Annotated in this window: 18 protein-coding genes and 1 riboswitch; of the genes, 14 read left to right on the top strand and 4 right to left on the bottom strand. The window is 72.9% G+C overall.

The features are described from left to right. Positions 1–45: 45 nt before the first annotated feature. From CP984_RS20375 to CP984_RS20365, 3 genes are all read left to right on the top strand, one after another. Positions 46–1,350 (top strand): sensor histidine kinase, encoded by a 1,305-nt coding sequence (locus CP984_RS20375; protein WP_003979984.1) that lies wholly within the window; start codon positions 46–48, stop codon positions 1,348–1,350. A gap of 319 nt (positions 1,351–1,669) precedes the next feature. Continuing rightward, on the top strand, positions 1,670–2,272 hold the full coding sequence (locus CP984_RS20370; protein ID WP_003979985.1) for a GNAT family N-acetyltransferase: 603 nt from the start codon (positions 1,670–1,672) through the stop codon (positions 2,270–2,272). 229 nt (positions 2,273–2,501) lie between these two features. Then, a complete protein-coding gene (locus CP984_RS20365; protein WP_391870088.1) occupies positions 2,502–4,310 on the top strand; it encodes an MFS transporter in 1,809 nt (602 codons plus the stop codon). Positions 4,311–4,326: 16 nt separating this feature from the next. Here CP984_RS20365 and CP984_RS20360 read toward each other — a convergent pair whose 3' ends face one another. After that, positions 4,327–4,818: a DUF6344 domain-containing protein gene (locus tag CP984_RS20360; RefSeq protein WP_003979987.1), complete on the bottom strand. Its 492-nt coding sequence runs from the start codon at positions 4,816–4,818 to the stop codon at positions 4,327–4,329. A 382-nt stretch (positions 4,819–5,200) separates the two neighbouring features. Between CP984_RS20360 and CP984_RS20355 the strand changes: the two genes are divergently transcribed. Together CP984_RS20355 and CP984_RS20350 are read left to right on the top strand one after the other, a co-directional pair. Next, entirely contained in the window at positions 5,201–6,583 is a 1,383-nt protein-coding gene (locus tag CP984_RS20355; RefSeq protein ID WP_003979988.1) for an alkaline phosphatase, read from the top strand. A 221-nt stretch (positions 6,584–6,804) separates the two neighbouring features. After that, on the top strand, positions 6,805–7,260 hold the full coding sequence (locus CP984_RS20350) for a tellurite resistance TerB family protein (RefSeq protein ID WP_003979989.1): 456 nt from the start codon (positions 6,805–6,807) through the stop codon (positions 7,258–7,260). Between the two features lie 128 nt (positions 7,261–7,388). Here CP984_RS20350 and CP984_RS20345 read toward each other — a convergent pair whose 3' ends face one another. Beyond that, positions 7,389–7,964, bottom strand: a complete 576-nt coding sequence (locus tag CP984_RS20345) for a TerD family protein (RefSeq protein ID WP_003979990.1) — start codon at positions 7,962–7,964, stop codon at positions 7,389–7,391. Positions 7,965–8,135: 171 nt separating this feature from the next. On the opposite strand from CP984_RS20345, the gene CP984_RS20340 reads away from it, so the two are divergent. The 4 genes from CP984_RS20340 to CP984_RS20325 all read left to right on the top strand — a co-directional run bounded on the left by CP984_RS20340 (position 8,136) and on the right by CP984_RS20325 (position 11,632). Continuing rightward, the gene (locus CP984_RS20340) at positions 8,136–8,567 is read left to right on the top strand and encodes a BlaI/MecI/CopY family transcriptional regulator (protein WP_003979991.1); all 432 of its coding nucleotides are present in this window, start codon (positions 8,136–8,138) and stop codon (positions 8,565–8,567) included. A gap of 7 nt (positions 8,568–8,574) precedes the next feature. Beyond that, on the top strand, positions 8,575–9,540 hold the full coding sequence (locus CP984_RS20335) for a M56 family metallopeptidase (RefSeq protein WP_003979992.1): 966 nt from the start codon (positions 8,575–8,577) through the stop codon (positions 9,538–9,540). A gap of 342 nt (positions 9,541–9,882) precedes the next feature. Further along, the gene (locus CP984_RS20330; RefSeq protein ID WP_202480885.1) at positions 9,883–10,062 is read left to right on the top strand and encodes a hypothetical protein; all 180 of its coding nucleotides are present in this window, start codon (positions 9,883–9,885) and stop codon (positions 10,060–10,062) included. A 235-nt stretch (positions 10,063–10,297) separates the two neighbouring features. Next, positions 10,298–11,632 carry an LCP family protein gene (locus CP984_RS20325; RefSeq protein WP_030180828.1) on the top strand — a complete coding sequence of 445 codons (1,335 nt, stop codon included), beginning with the start codon at positions 10,298–10,300 and terminating at the stop codon, positions 11,630–11,632. Positions 11,633–11,742: 110 nt separating this feature from the next. Here CP984_RS20325 and cobN read toward each other — a convergent pair whose 3' ends face one another. After that, entirely contained in the window at positions 11,743–15,414 is a 3,672-nt protein-coding gene (gene cobN / locus CP984_RS20320; protein WP_003980412.1) for a cobaltochelatase subunit CobN, read from the bottom strand. Positions 15,415–15,452: 38 nt separating this feature from the next. Continuing rightward, positions 15,453–15,600: riboswitch (cobalamin riboswitch) on the bottom strand. A gap of 48 nt (positions 15,601–15,648) precedes the next feature. On the opposite strand from cobN, the gene cobG reads away from it, so the two are divergent. The 4 genes from cobG (at position 15,649) to CP984_RS20300 (ending at position 19,948) form a co-directional block, all read left to right on the top strand. Further along, complete coding sequence (gene cobG / locus CP984_RS20315; protein WP_003980411.1) at positions 15,649–17,115, top strand: precorrin-3B synthase; 1,467 nt, start codon at positions 15,649–15,651, stop codon at positions 17,113–17,115. 19 nt (positions 17,116–17,134) lie between these two features. Continuing rightward, positions 17,135–17,767 (top strand): precorrin-8X methylmutase, encoded by a 633-nt coding sequence (locus tag CP984_RS20310; protein WP_003980410.1) that lies wholly within the window; start codon positions 17,135–17,137, stop codon positions 17,765–17,767. Beyond that, complete coding sequence (locus tag CP984_RS20305) at positions 17,764–19,281, top strand: precorrin-2 C(20)-methyltransferase (protein ID WP_003980409.1); 1,518 nt, start codon at positions 17,764–17,766, stop codon at positions 19,279–19,281. Before CP984_RS20310 ends, CP984_RS20305 begins: the two co-directional genes overlap by 4 nt. A 166-nt stretch (positions 19,282–19,447) precedes the next feature. After that, entirely contained in the window at positions 19,448–19,948 is a 501-nt protein-coding gene (locus CP984_RS20300; RefSeq protein WP_003980408.1) for a hypothetical protein, read from the top strand. A 30-nt stretch (positions 19,949–19,978) separates the two neighbouring features. Here CP984_RS20300 and CP984_RS20295 read toward each other — a convergent pair whose 3' ends face one another. Beyond that, positions 19,979–20,797 carry a helix-turn-helix domain-containing protein gene (locus CP984_RS20295; protein WP_003980407.1) on the bottom strand — a complete coding sequence of 273 codons (819 nt, stop codon included), beginning with the start codon at positions 20,795–20,797 and terminating at the stop codon, positions 19,979–19,981. A gap of 126 nt (positions 20,798–20,923) precedes the next feature. Between CP984_RS20295 and CP984_RS20290 the strand changes: the two genes are divergently transcribed. After that, the gene (locus CP984_RS20290; protein WP_003980406.1) at positions 20,924–21,151 is read left to right on the top strand and encodes a hypothetical protein; all 228 of its coding nucleotides are present in this window, start codon (positions 20,924–20,926) and stop codon (positions 21,149–21,151) included. Positions 21,152–21,175 lie beyond the last annotated feature (24 nt).

Genomic DNA, 21,175 nt, shown 5'->3' with positions numbered 1-21,175 from the left:
CGCCGGGAACGCCCTGCACCGAGCACAGACACGGAGACGAATGAGATGACCGAAGGTTCGCACAGCGACGTTCAGCCCGCGCGCCAGGGACGCAACTGGTTCACCGCCGGATGGATAGCCATGGGCCGCGGGCTGACCATGTTCTTCCTCGGACTGCTGGCCGTCTTCCTCGCCTGGTTCGCGATCGTCGGGATGTCCCTGACGCTCCTGGGCTTCGGCCTCTTCCTCGTACCGGGGCTGGTCGCGGCGCTGCGCTGGTCGGCCAACGCCCAGCGGCGGCTGACCGGCAAAACCGGTGTACGCATCGCCGAGCCGTACGCTCCCGCGCCGCGCACCGAGGGTGGCTGGAAGGGCGCCTGGCGCAAGTGCGAGGCGATCTTCACCGACAGCGCGACCTGGCGCGACATGCTGTGGGCCCAGTGCGCCGTCACGGTCACCGGCCTGTTCGCGATCATCCCGTTCGCCTCGCTCGTCCACGGCCTGTTCGGCATGCTGCTCCCGTTCATCTGGGAGCCGGTCGTCCAGGCGTGGGACGGCACCTGGTACATGTTCGTGCCGGTACGCAGCCAGGACTCCGCCTGGATCGCCGGCGGCCTCGGCCTGCTGGAGATCCCGGTCGGCCTGCTGATCGCCCCGTACGTGCTGCGCCTGCACGCCCGGATCACCCACTCCCTGCTGGCGCCCACCGCCAAGGCCCGGATGGGTCGGCGCGTCGAGCACCTGGCCCGCACCCGTACCGACGTCGTCGACTCCTCCGCCGCCGAGATCCGCCGCATCGAGCGCGATCTGCACGACGGCGCGCAGGCCCGGCTGCTCGCCATGGGCATGAAGCTGGGCGCCGCCGAATCGCTGCTGGACGAGAACCCGGAAGCCGTCCGCACCCTGCTCGCCGAGACCCGCGACGCCTCCGTACGCGCCCTGGAGGAGCTGCGCGACCTGGTGCGCGGCATCCACCCGCCGGTGCTCGCCGACCGCGGCCTGGTGGACGCCGTCCGCTCGCTCGCGCTGGAGAGCCGCCTCCAGGTCCAGGTGACCGCCAACCTCCCGGCCCGCCCGGAGCCGGCCGTGGAGTCGGCCGCCTACTTCGCCGTGTGCGAGCTGCTGGCCAACGCGACCAAGCACTCCGGTGCGCGCCGGGTGCTCGTCGACATCCAGTACCGGGCCAACGCGCTGGCGGTGAGCGTGACCGACGACGGCCACGGCGGCGCGGGCCTGGAGTCCGGCAGCGGCCTCCAGGGAGTCCAGCGGCGGCTGGCCGCCTTCGACGGGACCCTCGGCATCAGCAGCCCGGTCGGCGGCCCCACCACCGTCAGCCTCCAGATCCCCTGCGCACTGACGGTCATGCCCTGAGCCATCCCCCTCCCCCCACGCCGGGCCCGGGTCGCGCGCCGACCCGGGCCCGGCGCATGGGGTGGGGCTGTCACCCGCCGCTCCCGGTGGCCTGAACGCATGGCCCACCCCGTACGGAACCCGGCGTTCCCTCACCGGGAACTTGCCAAGCTCCAGGGCGTGTTATTACCTGAGACACGACCGCCGGGGGTTGTCGCTCCTGACACGTCCCGCTCTTCCTCCGCACCGCCTCGCCAGGCCCGTACGCGGCGGCCGCACCACAGCCGTACGAGCACCCCGCTACCAAAGGCGTGTCCGTCCGACCGAACCGGTGTCACCCATGACCACGAGCACCCCCGCGGTTCGCCCCGCCACCCGCGACGACCTCCCCCGGGCCCTGCGCACTCTCCGGCGGGCCTTCTCCGACTACCCCTTCACCCGCCACACCATCGCGGCCGACGGCCACCTCGACCGGCTGCACCGCTTCAACGAGCTGTTCCTCACCCGTATCGGCCTGGAGCACGGCCGGGTGTGGGTGGCCGACGGCGGTGCCGCGGTGGCCGCGTGGACCACACCGGAGACCGCCGAAGCGGGCAGCGTGTTCGCCGAGCTGGGACCGCTGTTCGCGGAGATCGCCGGGGACCGGGCCGAGATCTTCGCGCAGACCGAGGCCGCGCTGGGACCGCACCGGCCCACCGGGCCCGTGTGGTTCCTCGGCTCGGTCGGCGTGGACCCGGACCGGCAGGGCCGGGGGCTGGGCGGCGCGGTGATCCGCCCCGGTCTGGAGGCCGCCGACGCGGCGGGCGTGCCCGCCTTCCTGGAGACCTCCGACGAGCGCAACGTGCGCTTCTACGAACACCTCGGTTTCGAGGTGACGGCCGAGTGCGTCCTGCCCGGCGGCGGCCCGCGCACGTGGTCCATGTCCCGCAAGCCGGGTTCCTGAGACGGTGGTTCGGCGACGGCGCCCGGCTGACGGCGCGCCCCGGCCACCGTACGCGGGGACGGCCCGTGCTCCCCGGCAGACCCGAGTACCGCCTTTACGGGACGCGTTGGAATGCCCACGCCGCCAAAAGCGTTCAAGGGGCACCCACTTGCACCGACCGGAGGCCGCACGTATGCCGCAGACGACGGACCAGCGCGCCGGGGAACCGGCGCCCACCGCCGCGCACCCGATGCCCGCACCCACCGAGCCGCCCCACGACCCGCCGCGAGACCGGCGGAGCGCGGGCGGCGCCGTCGTCCCCGTCCTCGCCTTCGCCGGCATCGTCGTCGCCGTCATGCAGACGATGCTGGTGCCCGTCATCAAGGACCTGCCGGTCCTCCTGGCCACCGCCCCGAGCAACGCCACCTGGGTGATGACCGCCACGCTGCTCACCGGCGCCGTGGCCACCCCCATCATGGGCCGCCTCGGCGACCTCTACGGCAAGCGGCGGATGCTGCTGGCCAGCCTCGCCTTCATGGTCGTCGGCTCGCTGATCTGCGGCTTCACGGTTGACATGGCCACGATGCTGATAGGCAGGGCGCTCCAGGGCTTCGCCATGGGCGCCATCCCCCTCGGTATCGGCATCATGCGCGACCAGCTGCCGCGCGAACGCCTCGGCTCCGCCATGGCGCTGATGAGCTCCTCCATCGGCGTCGGCGGCGGCCTCGCGCTGCCCGCCGCCTCCCTGGTCGCCCAGCAGGCCGACTGGCACGCGCTGTTCTTCGGCGCCGCGGGCCTGGGCGTACTGGCCATGCTGCTCAGCGTCGTCTGCGTCCCCGAGTCGTCCGTACGGGCCACCGGCCGCTTCGACGTGCTCGGCGCCATCGGACTGACCGGTGGACTCGTCTGCCTGCTGCTGCCGATCACCAAGGGCAGCGACTGGGGCTGGGGTTCGCCCACCACCCTCGGCCTGTTCGGCGGCGCGGTCGCCCTGCTGCTCCTGTGGGGCGTCTACGAACTGCGCGTCACCGCACCGCTGGTGGACCTGCGCACCACCGCGCGCCGCGAGGTGCTGCTCACCAACCTCACGTCCATCATGGTCGGCGTCGCCTTCTACGCGATCTCCCTCGTCCTGCCGCAGCTCCTCCAGCTCCCGAAGTCCACCGGCTACGGGCTGGGCCAGACGATGGTCGTCGCGGGCCTGTGCGTGGCACCGCTCGGCCTGACGATGATGCTCACCGCGCCCGTGTACGCGCGCATCTCGGCCCGGCGCGGCCCCAAGGCCACCCTCATGCTCGGCATGCTCGTCATCGCCATCGGCTACGGCGCGGGCCTGGGCCTGATGAGCGCCCCCTGGCAGACCGTGATCATCTCGGTCGTGGTCGGCGCGGGCATCGGCCTGGCCTACTCCTCGCTGCCCGCCCTGATCGTCGGCGCCGTCGACCCGTCCGAGACCAGCGCCGCCAACGGCCTGAACACCCTGATGCGCTCCATCGGCACCTCGGTGTCGAGCGCGGTCATCGGCATGGTCCTGGCCCATCTGTCCGCCCCCGCGGGCGCCGTGACGGTACCGACCATGGCCGGCTTCCGCGTCTCGTTCGCCATCGCCACCGGCGCCGTGGCCATCGGCCTCGTCCTGGCGGCGTTCCTCCCGTCCCGGCCCAAGCCGGGCACGCCGCGGCTGCTGGCCCGCAGCGAGGCGGAAACCGGAGCGTTCGAACGGGTCACCCGGGACGCGGACCCCGCGGGCACCACCGACGCCACCACGCCGATGCCCCCGCCGGCCGCTCTGCGCGGCACCGTACGGGACCCGCACGGACGCCCGCTGCCGGACGCCGTCGTCACTCTCCAGGGACCGGACGGCTCACCCGCCGCCCACACCGTCACCGGACCGGACGGCTCCTTCGCCGTCACCGGTCTCGCGCCCGGCGCCTACACCCTGACCGCCGCCGGCTACCCGCCGCACGCCGACCGGGTCACGTTCGCCCCCGGCGACCGGGAACGCCGCCTCGACTTCGACCTCACCCAGGAGGCCGTCGCCACAAGGCCGCGGACGTAAGCCCGTCGAGCCGGCCTCAGGCAGGGCAGAGCTGCCGCTCGCGCTCGGGCCGGCGGGCCTGCGGCACGCTGACCGCACGGGCGGGCGGCGCGCTGACCGGACGAGCCGGCGGCGCGCCCACCGGCCCCGTGTACGGGGCGTCGGACAACTCAACCGGCACACTGCGCGAACTGGGCGCCGCACCGTGCGCCTCCGCCCGGATGCGCTGTTTCATCGTCGGCGGCAGAATGCGCCCGTACCGCATGCGGGGCGGCGCGAAGGCCCGTGCGTCTTCGGCCCAACGGCCCCGTTCACCCACCGGCTCCCCGGTATCGGCCTCGGCCGGCAGGGCGGCCCAGCCGTCCCCGGCCTCGGCGGGAACCGGCGCCGGGGCGGCGACCGGACCGGCGGTGGTGGCAGTGGCAGTGGCGGTGACAGCGGCGGGCGTACGGAAGCCCAGCGCGGCAAGCACCTTGACGATGACGACGACGAAAGCGGCCCAGAGTCTCGTGACCTTGGTGGCGGCCATGATCCCTCTCTTCTCTGCTCGGTCCTGCGGTCATTCCCCGGCCCTCGGACGGCACCGCGGGGAGGCGGTGTTCCAGCGCCGCACAGGCGCTTGTCCCGATGACCGATTTGCGTACTTTCCTCATGATGTGTAAACGCCCCGGGAACACGAGGACCCTCGTCCGCGATTCGCCGTTCTTCGGATGAACACCACTCGGTCGGCGCAGCGGGGGCGGATTTCCCGGGGACGCGTCCGTACCGCCCCCGCTCCCGCGCCGCCCCGCCGACCACCCCCCGTTGCCCCCGCGGCGGCCAAGACGCCGCACAGCCGTCACCCCCGGTTCACCGGGGGCTGGTGGGCTTCAGCGCGTCGGCACACGGCCGGCGAGCGAAGAGGAGTACTCATGCGAAGACTGCGCCTGTCCCGTCGCAGCGTCATCACCGGTGCCGCCGTGGCGCTCGCCGCCGCCGCGGCCGTGCCCGCGGGGGCCGCCGCCTTCGGGTCCGAGCACCAGGCGGAGCGGGCGATCCGGGGCGGGGCGGCGAAGAACGTCATTCTGCTGATCGGTGACGGGATGGGGGACAGCGAGATCACCCTCGCGCGGGACTACACCGTGGGGGCCGCCGGGCGGCTGAACATGGACGGGTTCCCGCTGACCGGCGCCTACACGACGTACGCCGTGGACAAGAACAAGAAGCCGGACTACGTGACGGACTCCGCGGCCAGCGGCAGCGGCTGGGCCACCGGGCACAAGACCGTCAACGGGCGGATATCCAAGACGCCGGACACCGACAAGGCGCTGCCGACGATCCTGGAGCTGGCGCAGCAGAACGGTTACGCCACCGGGTCCGTCACCACCGCCGAGCTGACCGACGCCACCCCGGCCGTGCTCGCCTCGCACGCCACCGACCGCAGCTGCCAGGGCCCGGCCGACATGGCCAAGTGCCCCACCGACAAGATCGGCAAGGGTGGCCCCGGCTCGATCGCCGAGCAGAGCGTGAACCACAAGGTGGACGTGCTCCTCGGCGGCGGCAAGCAGCGCTTCGACCAGAAGATCACCGAGGGTCCGTACAAGGGCCTGACGGTGGCCGAGCAGGCGCGCAAGCTGGGCTACCAGGTCGTCACCGACCGGGACGGCCTCCAGCGCGTCAAGAGCGTCGCGGGCGGCAAGCCGGTGCTCGGGCTGTTCGCTCCGGGCAACGTGCCCGTGGAGTGGACCGGCAAGCCCGCCGCCGTGGGCGGCACCGACCCGCAGCGCTGCACCACCGGCAACCCGAACCGGCCCAAGGGCACGCCCGCCCTGGACGAGCAGGCCGCCAAGGCCATCCAGCTGCTGGAGAAGAAGCAGAAGTCGCAGCGCGGCCACGGCCGGGACAAGGGCTTCTTCCTCCAGGTCGAGGGCGCCTCGATCGACAAGCAGGACCACGCGGCCGACCCCTGCGGCCAGATCGGCGAGACCGCCGCGTTCGACCGCGCGGTGAAGGTGGCGCGGGACTACGCCGCCAAGCACCCGGACACGCTCGTCGTCACCACCGCGGACCACGGCCACTCCAGCCAGATCGTGCCGCTGGACGCCCAGCCGCCCGGCCTCTCCTCGACGCTCGTCACGGACGAGGGCGGCAAGCTGAAGGTCAACTACTCGACCAACACGCCGGGCCAGTCGCAGGAGCACACCGGTACCCAGGTCCGGATCGCCGCGCAGGGCCCGCAGGCGTACCGCGTGCTCGGCGTCACCGACCAGACGCAGCTGTTCACCACGATCCGCACCGCGCTGCGGCTGCGATGAGGGGGCGGGCGGCGAGCCTGACCACCACCTGAGCCCGAGGGGGGCTTTCGGGGGGAACGGGGGGTGCGGAGGGCCGGGGCAGCTGCCCCGGCCCTCCGCATGTGTGCGTCCGCCAGGGTGGGCCGTGTCCCGCGAGAATCTACAAGCCTGTAGATTTTGCTTGCGCATTACTCGATGGCGAACGGTGCGCGGCACCCCGCGGGAACGACAAGGAGATCCACATGGCTCTGTGGGACCGGATCAAGGATTCCGCCCAGACGATGCAGAACCAGCTCGTCGCCAAGAAGAACGAACTGAAGAGCGGCGCCTTCCGGGACGCGAGCATGGCGATGTGCGCGCTCGTCGCCGCCGCCGACGGCCACGTCGACCCCTCCGAGCGGCAGCGGGTGGCCCAGCTCATCGCCACCAACGAGGTGCTGCAGAACTTCTCCGCCGACGACCTGCGCCGCCGCTTCGACGACTACCTGGACAAGCTGTCCGCCGACTTCGACTTCGGCAAGGTCGGCCTCATGCAGGAGATCGGCAAGGTGAAGAAGAAGCCGGTCGAGGCGCGTGCCGTCATCCAGATCGGCATCGTCATCGGCGGCGCCGACGGCGACTTCGACAAGACCGAGCAGGCCGTGGTGCGCGAGGTCTGCTACGCGCTGGACATTCCGCCGGCCGAGTTCGATCTCTGATCCGGGCCCGGTCCGGGCACGAGGTCCGGGTACAAAGCTCCGGCATACGGCGGCGGGCCCGCGGCACACACGCCGCGGGCCCGCCGTCGTACCGGTCACGGCCGTACGGGCCGTGGTGCGGCCACGTCTCAGACGTTGACCCCGAAGTCCGCCGCGATACCGGCCAGCCCGGACGCGTAGCCCTGGCCCACCGCGCGGAACTTCCACTCCGCGCCGTGCCGGTACAGCTCGCCGAAGACCATGGCGGTCTCGGTCGAGGCGTCCTCGGTGAGGTCGTAGCGGGCCAGCTCGGTGCCGTTGGCCTGGTTGACGACGCGGATGAACGCGTTGCGGACCTGGCCGAAGCTCTGGCCGCGGTTCTGCGCGTCGTGGATGGAGACCGGGAAGACGATCTTGGCGACCTCGGCGGGCACGCCCGCCAGGTTCACGTTGATCGACTCGTCGTCGCCCTCGCCCTCACCGGTGAGGTTGTCACCGGTGTGCTGCACCGAGCCGTCCGGGCTGGTGAGGTTGTTGTAGAAGACGAAGTGCCGGTCCGAGACGACCTTGCCGGACTCGTTGCACAGCAGGGCGCTCGCGTCCAGGTCGTAGTCGGTGCCGGTGGTGGTCCGCACGTCCCAGCCGAGGCCCACCGTCACGGCGGTCAGGCCGGGCGCCTCCTTCGACAGCGAGACGTTGCCGCCCTTGGCCAGCGAGACTCCCATGGATGTTCCTCCCGGGTCGGGGTGTGTGGCCTCCTTGTGCGGCGGGCCACAATCTCTACAGTGCTGTAGAGGATGACGAACGAAGGGCGGGGCGCGTTCCCGGCCCGCTCAGTAGGATGCGGCGACGCCCCGCCGCCGCGGGGCGTCCGGCACGGAACGGGAGGCTACGGCATGAACGGGGACCCCTTCGGCGGCCATCCGGGCGGGCGCGACCGCGCGCGCCGCCGGGGCCAGGGCGAGCTGGAGGCACAGGTACTGGCCGCCCTGCACCACTCCCCCGGGCCCGCCACCGCCGCCTGGGTACAGGACCACCTCGGCGGCGACCTCGCGTACACGACGGTGATGACGATCCTCTCCCGCCTGCACGCCAAGAAGGCCGTCACCCGCGAACGCGTCGGCCGGTCCTACGTGTGGACCCCGGCCGCCGACGAGGCGGGGCTCGCCGCGCTGCGGATGCGCCGCGTACTGGACAGCGAGTCGGACCGGGACGCCGTACTGGCCAGCTTCGTGTCCGCCCTGTCCGCCCAGGACGAGCAGCTGCTGCGCACCCTGCTGGAGCGCGCCACCGGCGGCCCCGGAGCGGCCGAGAGTTCCGGGGACTGACTGACCGATGGGCGTCTTCGTCTTCCTCCCGCTCGTGCTGCCGCTGACCGCCCTGCCGATCGCCCGCCTCGCCGGCCAGCACCTGCACCCGCGCAGCACCACCCGCCTGCTGACCGCGCTGGCCGTGGTCCTCGGCGTGTGCAGCACGCTGTGCCTGGCGCTGCTGATGGTGGTGGGCACCGCCCAGCTGCCGGGCAACCCGCTGCCGGACGGCTGGTCCGACCCGGAGGTGCGCGCCGCGGTGCCGATCGCGGAGGTCGCGGGCAGCGCCGCGATCGCGGCGCTCGCCGCCGTCCTCGCCGCCTGCGGCATCGAGCTGCGCCGCCACTACCGCGTCCGCTTCCGTACGCACCAGGCGCTGGACGGACTGCCGTCCGGTACGGAACTGGCGGTGCTGCCCGACGACAGCCCGTACGCCTACGCCGTCCCCGGCCTGCCCGCCCGCCCCGGCAGGCCCGCGCGCCCCGGCCGGATCGCGGTCTCCCGCGGCATGCTGCACAGCCTGGACAGCGACGAGCGCCGGGCGCTGCTCGCCCACGAACGCGCCCACCTGGCGGAACGCCACCACCGCTACCAGCTCGCCGTACGGCTGGCCGGCTGCGCCAACCCGCTCCTGCTGCCGCTGCGTACGGCGGTCGCCTTCAGCGCCGAGCGCTGGGCCGACGAGGAGGCGGCGCGGACCGTCGGCGACCGTCGGCTGACCGCCCGGGCCGTGGGCAAGGCCGCACTGGTCTCCCGGCCCGCGCCCAGCCCCCTGCTGGCGGGCTTCGCCGCCCCGGAGCCCGGCCCCGTACCGCGCCGAGTGGCGGCCCTCCTGGGCCCGGCCCCCACGGCCCGCAGCTGGCCGCCCGCCCTCACCCCGGCCGGCCTGGCCGCCCTGGTGGCCGCCGCAGGCACCGCCGCCTCGGCCCTCTCCTCGCTCAACGCCGCGGTGGCCCTCTTCCTGGTCCTCAAGGCGGCCACCCCGCTCTGAGTACGCACACGTCGGGACTCGGGGCGATCCCGAGGGGCGAGCAGCGCACCTGTGCGTACGGCCCCGGCCGGAAGGAAGGTGACGGCCCGCCAGGTGGCCCGGTGGAGGCCCCGGCCGTCTCCCCCGCCCCCGCAACCCCCGCGCACGCCGCCCCGGGCGCCTCCCCTACCATGTGATCCGCCCCACACCATCGTACTTCTACAGCGTTGTAGAAGTTGGCTGTAGAGTGCGCCAGAACGTTCGCAACCGGCCCGGCGGGAGGGGGAGATGACGACGAGGTGCGGGCCCCCGCGGCAGGGTGGGCCTCCCCCCGAGGCGGAGGTGCGATGGGTTTACCAGCCGGTGGAGCTGCAACACCCCGACGGCGGGTGGGAGTTGGGCCGCATCAGCGCCTGGTGGCGGGACGGGGCAGGCGAACTGTGGTGCAGGTTGCGTACGATGCGCGGCAGCAGCGGCAGTTGCCCGCAGTGGTTTCCGTACGACCCCGACCGCATGCTCGTCCTGCCGAGCGCGGGCATCTGACGCACCAGAAGGACCAATAGGCGTGCAAGACAGGAACCGGCCCCGGCGGGGCGCGACCTCCGGCCAGAACGGCACCTCCGGCCCCACCGGCCGCACCGGCCCCGGCGCGGACACCCGCGGCCCCGATGTGCCCGGCCCCCGCTCCCGCCGGGCCGACCGCTCCGGCCCGGGACCCGGCCGCTCGCGCCGCGCCGCGGGCTCCGGCTCCGGCCGCGGCCGCCGCCCCAAGGCCCGGATGACCCGGCGCGGCCGCATCCTCGCCTGGACCGGCGGCGTCCTCGGCGTGCTGCTGCTGATCACGGCCGGCGTCGGCGGCTGGATCTACTTCAAGCTGGACGGCAACATCCACGGCGCGGACGTCGGCAGCCGCCTCGGCGGCGACCGCCCCGCCAACCTCAGCCCCGGCTCCAAGAACATCCTCGTCGTCGGCTCGGACAGCCGCGCGGGCGCCAACGCCAAGTACGGCAAGAACCTGGACACCATGCAGTCGGACACGCTGATGGTGCTGCACATCGCCGCCAACCGCGAGTGGGCCACCGCGGTCTCCTTCCCGCGCGACTCCTGGGTGTCCATCCCGTCCTGCGACAGCGGCAACGGCCACAAGTCCAAGCCCCACCACTTCAAGATCAACGAAGCGTTCACCATCGGCGGTGAGAGCGGCGACGTGGCCAGCGCGGCGGCCTGCACGATCAAGACCGTCGAGAAGAACACCGGGCTGCGCATCGACCACTTCGTCTCGGTCGACTTCCAGGGCTTCAAGGGCATGGTCAACGCCCTGGGCGGCATAAAGGTGTGCCCGAAGACCGCGATCCACGACAAGAAGGCGCACCTCGACATGGAGGCGGGCTGCCAGGAGGTCAGCGACGAGAAGGCGCTCGGCTACGTCCGTACCCGCTACAGCGTCGGCGACGGCTCCGACCTCGGCCGCATCGGCCGCCAGCAGGAGTTCATGAAGGCGCTCGGCGAGAAGGCGCAGTCCAAGCTGACCAGCCCCGGCGCGCTGTACGACTTCCTCGACTCGGCCACCAAGTCGATCACCACGGACAACGAGCTGGCGGGCGTCAAGCCGCTGTCCGAACTGGCCTCCACGGTCAAGGACATCCCCAGCGACCGGCTCACCTTCCTGACGGTGCCGAACTATCCGCGCGAGGCGGACGTGCCCACCGACAAGGCGAACGTGATCTGGCAGTACCCGCAGGCCGGCAACCTCTTCAGCGACCTGGCGCACGACAAGGAGGTCAGCAAGGACAAGCTGGCCGCCGAGGCCAAGAAGCTGGTCACCGCGCGCTCGGTGAAGGTACGGGTCCTCAACGGCACCGGCACGCCCGGCTACGCGGCAGGCGCGGCGGCGGACCTGCGCAAGATGGGCTTCTCGGTGGTCTCCACCGGCAACGCGGCTCCCGGCGCCAAGGAGACCGCCATCACCTACCCCGCGTCGATGGAGGCGCAGGCGAAGGTGCTCTCCGCCCGGCTGGCGGGCGTGAAGACGGAGAAAGCGTCGGACGCTTCGGCCGCGGGGACGGACGTGGTGACGCTGACGGTCGGCGAAGGGTTCACCACGACGGGCTGAGGCCCCCACACGTGGCGATGGGCTGAGCCCCCACGCGTAATACGGCGGAGCGCCGGGCAGGCTGATCGCTCAGCTTGCCCGGCGCTCCGCCGTCAGCGTCGGGAAGGGCGTCAGCCCTGCTCCTCCAGATCGCCCTCGGTCTCCAGGAACGCCTCCCGGAGCGCGGCCAGGGTCTCCTTGTCCGGCTCGGCCCACATGCCGCGCGACTCCGCCTCCAGGAGGCGTTCCGCGATGCCGTGCAGGGCCCAGGGGTTGGCCTCCTGGAGGAAGGCGCGGTTCTCCGGGTCGAGGACGTACGTCTGCGCCAGCTTGTCGTACATCCAGTCGGCGACGACGCCGGTCGTGGCGTCGTACCCGAAGAGGTAGTCGACGGTCGCGGCCAGCTCGAAGGCGCCCTTGTAGCCGTGGCGGCGCATCGCCTCGATCCAGCGCGGGTTGACCACGCGGGCGCGGAAGACGCGGGAGGTCTCCTCGACCAGCGTGCGGGTGCGGACCGTCTCGGGCCGCGTCGAGTCGCCGATGTACGCCTCGGGCGCGGTGCCCTTGAGCGCGCGCACGGTCGCGACCATGCCGCCGTGGTACTGGAAGTAGTCGTCCGAGTCGGCGATGTCGTGCTCGCGGGTGTCGGTGTTCTTCGCCGCCACCGCGATGCGCTTGTACGCGGTCTCCATCTCCTCGCGCGCCGGGCAGCCCTCCAGGCCGCGCCCGTACGCGTAGCCGCCCCACACCGTGTAGACCTCGGCGAGGTCGGCGTCCGTACGCCAGTCACGCGAGTCGATGAGCTGGAGCAGGCCCGCGCCGTACGTGCCGGGGCGGGAGCCGAAGATGCGGGTGGTGGCCCGGCGCTCGTCGCCGTGCGCGGCCAGGTCGGCCTGGGCGTGGGCGCGGACGAAGTTGACGTCGGCGGGCTCGTCCAGGGAGGCGGCGAGCCGTACGGCGTCGTCCAGCAGGCCGATGACGTGCGGGAACGCGTCGCGGAAGAAGCCGGAGATACGCAGCGTCACATCGACGCGCGGGCGGCCCAGTTCGTCGGCGGGGATCGGCTCCAGGCCGGTCACACGGCGCGAGGCGTCGTCCCACACGGGCCGGATGCCGAGCAGCGCCATCGCCTCGGCCACGTCGTCACCGGACGTACGCATGGCGCTGGTGCCCCACAGGGACAGGCCCACCGAGGTCGGCCAGTCGCCGTGGTCGGTGCGGTAGCGCTCCAGGAGGCTGTCGGCGAGGGCCTGGCCGGTCTCCCAGGCGAGCTTGCTCGGTACGGCCTTGGGATCGACCGAGTAGAAGTTACGTCCGGTCGGCAGCACGTTGACCAGGCCGCGCAGCGGCGATCCTGACGGGCCGGCCGGGACGAAGCCGCCGGCCAGCGCGTGTACCGCGTGGTCGATCTCGTCGGTGGTGGCGGCCAGGCGCGGCACGACCTCGCGCGCGGCGAAGGCGAGGATCGCCGCCACCGGCTCACGCTGCGCCTCGGGCAGCTCCGCGGTGACCCGCTCGACGGCCGCGAGGTCCCAGCCCGCGTCGTCCATGGCCTGCACCAGGCCGCGGGCCTGCTCCTCGACCGCGTCGGCGGTCGTACGGGTCGCGGCCGACTCGTCCAGGCCCAGCGCCTCGCGCAGGCCCGGCAGCGAGGACGTACCGCCCCAGATCTGCCGGGCGCGCAGGATGGCGAGCACGAGGTTGACGCGCGCCTCGCCCTCCGGCGCGCCGCCGAGCACATGCAGCCCGTCGCGGATCTGCGCGTCCTTGACCTCGCACAGCCAGCCGTCGACGTGCAGCAGGAAGTCGTCGAAGCCCTCGTCGTCCGGGCGCTCCTCCAGACCGAGGTCGTGGTGCAGCTTGGCGGCCTGGATCAGCGTCCAGATCTGGGCACGGATCGCGGGCAGCTTCGCCGGGTCCATGGCGGAGATCGCCGCGTACTCGTCGAGCAGCTGCTCCAGGCGCGCGATGTCGCCGTACGACTCGGCGCGGGCCATCGGCGGTACGAGGTGGTCGACGAGCGTGGCGTGCACCCGGCGCTTGGCCTGGGTGCCCTCGCCCGGGTCGTTGACCAGGAACGGGTAGATCAGGGGCAGGTCGCCGAGGGCCGCGTCCGGGCCGCAGGCGGCGGACAGGCCGGCGTTCTTGCCGGGCAGCCACTCCAGGTTGCCGTGCTTGCCCAGGTGGACCATGGCGTCGGCGCCGAAACCGCCGTCCTCCTGGGAGGCGGCGATCCAGCGGTAGGCGGCCAGGTAATGGTGCGACGGCGGCAGATCCGGGTCGTGGTAGATCGCGATCGGGTTCTCGCCGAAACCGCGCGGCGGCTGGATGAGGATGAGCAGATTGCCGCGGCGCAGGGCGGCCAGCACGATGTCGCCGTCCGGGTTCCGGCTGCGGTCCACGAACATCTCGCCGGGCGGCGGGCCCCAGTGCTCCTCGACCTGCTCGCGCAGCTCCCGCGGCAGCGTGCCGTACCAGCGCTTGTAGTCGGCGGCCGGGATACGGACCGGGTTGCGGGCGAGCTGCTCCTCGGTGAGCCACTCCTGGTCGTGGCCGCCCGCCTCGATCAGCGCGTAGATCAGCTCGTCGCCGTCGCCGGACTCCAGGCCGGGCACGGGCTCGTCCCCGTAGTCGTAGCCCTCTTCACGAAGGCGGCGCAGCAGCGCCACGGCGCTCGCCGGGGTGTCCAGGCCGACCGCGTTGCCGATGCGGGAGTGCTTGGTCGGGTACGCGGACAGCACCAGCGCCAGGCGCTTGTCGGCGGGCGCGATGTGGCGCAGCCGGGCGTGGCGGACGGCGATGCCGGCGACCCGGGCGGCGCGCTCGGGGTCGGCGACGTACACCGGCAGGCCGTCCTCGTCGGTCTCCTTGAAGGAGAACGGGACGGTGATCAGCCGACCGTCGAACTCGGGCACCGCGATCTGGCTGGCGGCGTCCAGCGGCGACAGGCCCTCGTCGTTCTCCTCCCAGGCGCTGCGCGGCCCGGTCAGGCACAGGGCCTGGAGGATCGGCACGTCCAGCGCGGCCAGCGCGCCCGCGTCCCACGCCTCGTCGTCGCCGCCGGCCGACGCCTCGGCGGGCTTGGTGCCGCCCGCGGCCAGCACGGTCGTCACGATCGCGTCGGCGGCCCGCAGCTCCTCGATCAGCTCCGGCTCGGGCGCCCGCAGCGAGGCCACGAACAGCGGCATCGGACGGCCGCCGGCCTCCTCGATCCGCTCGCACAGCGACTCCACGAAGGCGGTGTTGCCGCTCATGTGGTGGGCGCGGTAGTAGAGCACGGCGACCAGCGGGCCGGTCGCGGCGCCCGTGTCGTCCGTACGCGCCACGACCTCGCCACCGGTACGCGCCTCGGCCGCCAGGTGCTTCGAGCGCTCCAGGTGGCCCCAGGAGGGCGCGGCGGCCGGCGGCTCGAAGCCGTGGCCGGTCAGCAGCACGGTGTCGGACAGGAAGCGGCCGAGCTGCTCCAGGTTGGCGGGGCCGCCGTGCGCCAGGTAGGCGTGGGCCTCGGCCGCGATGCCGATGGGGACGGTGGACGCCTCCATGAGCTGCGCGTCGGGCGCCTGTTCGCCGGTGAGCACCACGACGGGGCGGGGCTGGTCGGCGGCGAGGAGCTGGTCCAGGCCCTCCTGCCAGGCCCGCAGGCCGCCCAGGAGCCGGACGACGACCAGGTCGGCGCCCTCCAGGAGGCCGGGCAGCTCCGCCAGGTCGAGGCGGGCGGGGTTGGCGAGCCGGTACGGCACGGGACCGGCGGCCGCACGGGCGCTGAGCAGGTCGGTGTCGGACGTCGACAGCAGCAGGATCATGGCGGCGACTGGCCTTCCTCGGGGTCCGCGCCCCGGGCGGTGTTCACGGACGGCGGGAGTTCCTGGCTCGCCCGGCGGTGGCCGGGCTCACAGTGGCGGGACCGCGCCGGATTTGCACCGGGCTTCCTCCCTTGGCGCCGTCGCTGGCGTCCGATGGGCCAGCTGACCCACCGACCTGCATAGTAAGGGCTGCCGCCGACAGCCGGGCGGGGGACCGCCCGAGCCATCGTCGGTATGCTCGCCGCCATGCCGCCCACCCCCGCGATACCCCCGCATCGGGACGAATCCCTCGTACGGGATGGCGGTGACGCCTGCGCAGGCGGCGGCCGCGAGGCCCGCGTACGGGACGTACGGAACCGCGATGGCGCCGCCGTACAGGAGCGCGGCGACGCCGTCGTACGGGACCGTGGCGACGCCTGCCCCGGGGCGCTGCGGCTGCATCAGGCCGCCGACGGATACCTGGCCCGACTCCGCCTTCCGGCAGGGCGCCTGACGCCCCACCAGGCGCGCGTCCTGGCCGACGCGGCGGACCGTCTCGGCGATGGCCACCTCTCCCTCACCTCCCGCGGCAACGCGGAGCTGCGCGGCCTCGGTGCCGACAGTGCCGCGTCCCTCGCCGGCCTCCTGCGCGCCGCCGGTCTCCTCCCCTCCGACCAGCACGAACGCGTCCGCAACATCGTCGCCTCACCGCTCGCCGGGCTGGACGGACAGGGCGCCGACGGCGGCGCCGCCGTCCAGGACTGGGCCCGCGAACTGGACCGCCTCCTGTGCGCGAGCCCGACGGCCCCCGCCCTCTCCGGACGCTTCCTCTTCGCGCTGGACGACGGCCGCGGGGACGTGGCCGCGCTCGGCGCCGATGTGACGTTGATCGCAGAAGCGGGCGGTACGGCGCTGCTGCGCATCGGCGACGACCCCGAGGCGCTGCGGCTGCCCGGCCATGACGCACCGCGCACGGCCCTGGCCGCCGCGGAAGCGTTCCTCACCGTCGCCCGGGAAGCGGGCAACGGCTCCTGGCGCGTACGCGAGCTCCCGCCGGGTTACGACGCCGCGACCGTCCGCGTACACCTGTGTACGCAACTCCCGGAGCCCTGCACGACCGCCACGCCCCCGGCCCCCACCCGGCCGTCCCCGCCCCGGCCGGGCCAGGTCACCGCCCCCGACGGCACCCGGGCCCTCTCCCTCCTCGCCCCCCTCGGCCGCCTCACCAGCGCCCATCTGCGGGAACTGGCCGCCATCGCCGCCCAGGACGGGGCCGGCGAACTCCGTATGACACCCTGGCGCGGCGTGGTGCTGCCCGGCCTGTCCCCGGAGACGGCCGGTCCCAGGCTGCGCGAACTGGCGGCGGCCGGCCTGGTCACCGATCCCGCCTCCCCCTGGTACGGACTCGGCGCCTGCACCGGCCGCCCCGGCTGCGCCAAGTCGCTGGCCGACGTACGGGCGGACGCGGTGGCCACCCTGCGAGCGGGGGGCGCCACCGAGCCGCTGCCCGTCCACTGGTCGGGCTGCGCCCGCCGCTGCGGCCACCCGCACGGCGCGTGGGTCGATGTCGTGGCGACCGGCGACGCCTACGAGGTGTCTGTACGGGGCACCCGCGACGGGGCGGCCGCCGCGACCACCGTCCCCACGACCGAACCCGGCCGCCTCGCCGACGCCGTCGCGTCGGCCCGCGCGGCCACCCGCACGACCCCCACCACGACATGACCGAGGGCAACGAAACACAGTGAGCGAGTTCGACTACGAGAAGGACGGGGCGGAGATCTACCGCCGGTCCTTCGCCACCATCCGCGCCGAGGCGGACCTCGCGCAGCTGCCCGAGGACGTCAGCCGGGTCGCCGTCCGGATGATCCACGCCTGCGGCATGACCGACCTCGTACGCGACCTGGCGTACTCCCCGCAGGTCGTGGCCCGCGCGAGCGAGGCCCTGCGGGGCGGTGCCCCCATCCTCTGCGACGCGAACATGGTCGCCAGCGGCGTCACCCGCAAGCGGCTGCCCGCGGACAACGAGGTGATCTGCACCCTCGCCGACCCGTCCGTACCGGACCTGGCGAAGCGCATGGGCACCACCCGCAGCGCCGCCGCCCTCGAACTGTGGCGGGACCGCCTGGACGGCGCGGTGGTCGCCGTCGGCAACGCGCCCACCGCCCTGTTCCGCCTCCTGGAGATGATCGAGGAGGGCGCGCCCCGCCCGGCCGCCGTCCTCGGCATACCGGTCGGCTTCATCGGCGCCGCCGAGTCCAAGGACGCGCTGGTGCAGCACCCGTCCGGCCTGGAACACCTGGTGGTACGCGGGCGGCGCGGCGGCAGCGCGATGGCCGCGGCGGCGATCAACGCGATAGCGAGCGTGGAAGAGTGACCGAGCAGCACACCACCCCCGGCCCGGGACGCCTGTACGGAGTCGGCCTCGGCCCCGGCGACCCGAACCTGATGACCCTGCGCGCCGTCGAGGTCATCGCCGCCGCCGACGTGATCGCGTACCACAGCGCCCGGCACGGCCGCTCGATCGCGCGCTCCATCGCCGAGCGCCACATCCGCCCCGACCACATCGAAGAACGCCTGGTCTACCCGGTCACCACGGAGTCGACCGACCACCCCGACGGTTACCGCGGCGCCCTCAACGACTTCTACACCGAGGCCGCCGCTCGCCTGGCCGCGCACCTCGACGCGGGCCGCACGGTCGCCGTACTCGCCGAGGGCGACCCGCTCTTCTACGGCTCGTACCAGCACATGCACCAGCGCCTGGCCGACCGCTACGAGACCGAGGTCATCCCCGGCGTCACGTCGGTCAGCGCGGCAGCCGCCCGCCTCGGCAAACCGCTCTGCGAAGCCGACGAAGTCCTCACCATCCTCCCCGGCACCCTCCCCACCGAGGAACTGACCGCCCGCCTCGCCGCCACGGACGCCGCGGTCGTCATGAAGCTCGGCCGCACCTTCCCGTCCGTACACCAGGCGCTCACCGACTCCGGCCGCCTCCCGGAGGCGGACTACGTCGAACGCGCGACGATGCCGGGGGAGCGGACGGCACCCTTGTCGGAAGTGGACCCGCCCTCCGTCCCCTACTTCTCCGTGGCCGTGGTCCCCAGCCGCATCGCCACCCCGCCGCCCCCTCCGGCCGCCGGCTCGGTCGTGGTCGTCGGCACCGGCCCGGCCGGCCCCCTGTGGCTCACCCCCGAGTCCCGCGGCGCCCTCGCCTCCGCCACCGACCTCGTCGGCTACACCACCTACCTCGACCGCGTCCCCGTACGCCCCGGCCAGGCGCGCCACGCCTCCGACAACAAGGTCGAGTCCGAACGCGCCGAACTCGCCCTCGACCTGGCCCGCCGGGGCCGCCGGGTCGCGGTCGTCTCCGGCGGCGACCCCGGCATCTTCGCCATGGCGACGGCCGTCCTCGAAGTGGCCGCCCAGGAGCCCTACCGCTCCGTCCCCGTACGCGTCCTCCCGGGCGTCACCGCCGCGAACGCCGCAGCGGCCCGCGCGGGCGCGCCCCTCGGCCACGACTACGCGGTGATCTCCCTCTCCGACCGCCTCAAGCCGTGGGAGGTCATCGCCGACCGCCTGCGCGCGGCCGCCACCGCCGACCTGGCGATGGCCCTGTACAACCCCGGCTCCCGCACCCGCACCTGGCAGGTCGCCAAGGCCCGCGAACTCCTCCTGGAACACCGCTCCCCCGACACCCCGGTGGTCATGGCCCGCGACGTGGGCGGCCCCACCGAATCCATCCGCGTGGTCCCCCTCGCCGCCCTCGCCCCCGAGGAGGTCGACATGCGCACGATCCTCCTGATCGGCTCGTCGCAGACGGAGTCGGTACGGCGGTCCCCGGAGGACGACCGGGAGACGGTGTGGACGCCGAGGCGGTATCCGGAGGGGTAACCACCCGGGGCGGGCCCGCCCACCGGTCGAATACCCGCCACAAGCCCCCGCCCCTCCGGGCAAATCCAGCCACGGAGGCACCGCGCCGACGTAGATCCCTTAGCGTCGGCGCGGTCCGCCCGTACGGCGGTCAACTCACCGGACACGCAAGCGGGGGCGGCACCACATGACCGGCAAACCGAAGAAGAAGCACGCGCACTTACGGCTACGGGCCACCGCCGCTGCCTCCACCACGCTCCTGCTCGCCCTCTCCACCACCGGCTGCGCCGCCGGGGAGGAGCGCTGCGGCCCGGCGCCCGCTACGCGCTTTCGCGCCGCGCATTTCTACGGCACTTGGAGCTTCCCAAAGGGGTACATCGAACTCAGCAACCTCGGTGGAAAGCTGGGGCAGACGTTCACCACCCGCGGTTGGCCGAAGGACACCACCCTCGACCAGACCACCGACAAGGTCCCCCTCGACCAGGGCCTCTCGGGCAAAGGGAACTGGCGCCTCTCCGACGACCACACCACCCTCAGCCTGACGTTCGACCGACTGGACGACGCGCTCGAACGCACCACCATCCACACCCTGAACATCGGCGAAGAACAGAGCCGACCGGTGCTCTACAAGCGGGTGGGCGATCCGAAGGCTTGCCACGTCTTCGCGCTGAAGCGCAGCGGGGACTGAGTCGGCCGTCACGGTCACAGCGCCTCTCCCTCAGGGAGCCACACGCGCCGCCAACTCCCGAATGAACGCGACCGATGCCTGCGGCGAGAGGGCCATGTCGCGGACCTTGTCGTAGGAAACCCGGTACTCGGCGAACTTCTCCGCATCCTCGACAACGCCCCCGGCCTTGCACCCTTCCAGATAGCCGACGCCACGGCCGTCCGCCATCCACAGCAACGACAGCGAACCTCCCATCAGGTCGTGGCCTCCCGCCGCAAACGGGAGCACCTGAACAGTTACCCGAGGGGCCGACGTGGCTTCCACCAGGTGCAGCAGCTGTTCGTGCCAGACGTTCGGATCGGCGGCAGGCCGTGCGAGGGCCGACTCGTCGAAGATGACGCGAAGGTCTGGAGGCTGGTCCTGGCACAGCAGCTCTTGCCTGGCCAGGCGCCGGGCGAGCCGCTGTTCCAACACGTCGGCACTGACGTTCGGTGGCGAGGACAGCACAGCCCGCGCGTATGCCTCCGTCTGTAGAAGGCCGGGGAAGGCCACCACGTACTTGTGCATGATCACGGCCTTGGCCTCGTACTGCATGAACAGCTCGAACTTGTCGGTGAATACGTCCTGGTGCGCCAGCCTCCACAACCCGACGAGCAGCCCCTTCGTGCCGTAAGTCCGGTCCAGTGCCTCCATGACCTGCCGCTTGGAAAGTCGCTCACCGTTCTCCAGGCGGTTCAGGTAGGTGCGGTCGTAGTTGGTCTCCTCAGCCAGCTGAGCCAATGACCGCCCGGAAGCTTCCCGGAGGCGGCGCAGCTCACGGGCCAACACGTCCCGGGCCAGGTTCTGAGCCTCAAGCACGCACATGGCCATCCCGTCTCCTCTGTTGTCCGCCCTGGCGGCAACGCCGGGCTCCTACCTGCGAAGGCGTTCGGAGCGTAACGATGCATTCACGCAAGGTGTTTGCGTATCCCGCCAACCGCTCAAAGGCAGAAACACATGGCCACGACCGAGCCCATCCGACCCACAAATACGATCAAAATCGCCGAGGAAGCGCGCGACGAACTCCGTACCGCCCTCACCGCCGTCGGCATCAAGCTCCCGACCCTGAGCCTGGACACCCCCTCCATCACCGGCGACATCACCCGCCCACTCGTCACCCTCGGCCGCTGCACGCCCGAGGTGGCCCGCCGCCTCGCCGCCGTACTCCGGACGTGCTCGACGTGACCGCCGAAGAGTCCCGGCCCCCGG

It is taken from the genome of Streptomyces rimosus, assembly GCF_008704655.1.
Taxonomy (GTDB): Bacteria; Actinomycetota; Actinomycetes; order Streptomycetales; family Streptomycetaceae; genus Streptomyces; species Streptomyces rimosus.
This window is presented reverse-complemented; position numbering and strand designations above follow the sequence as displayed.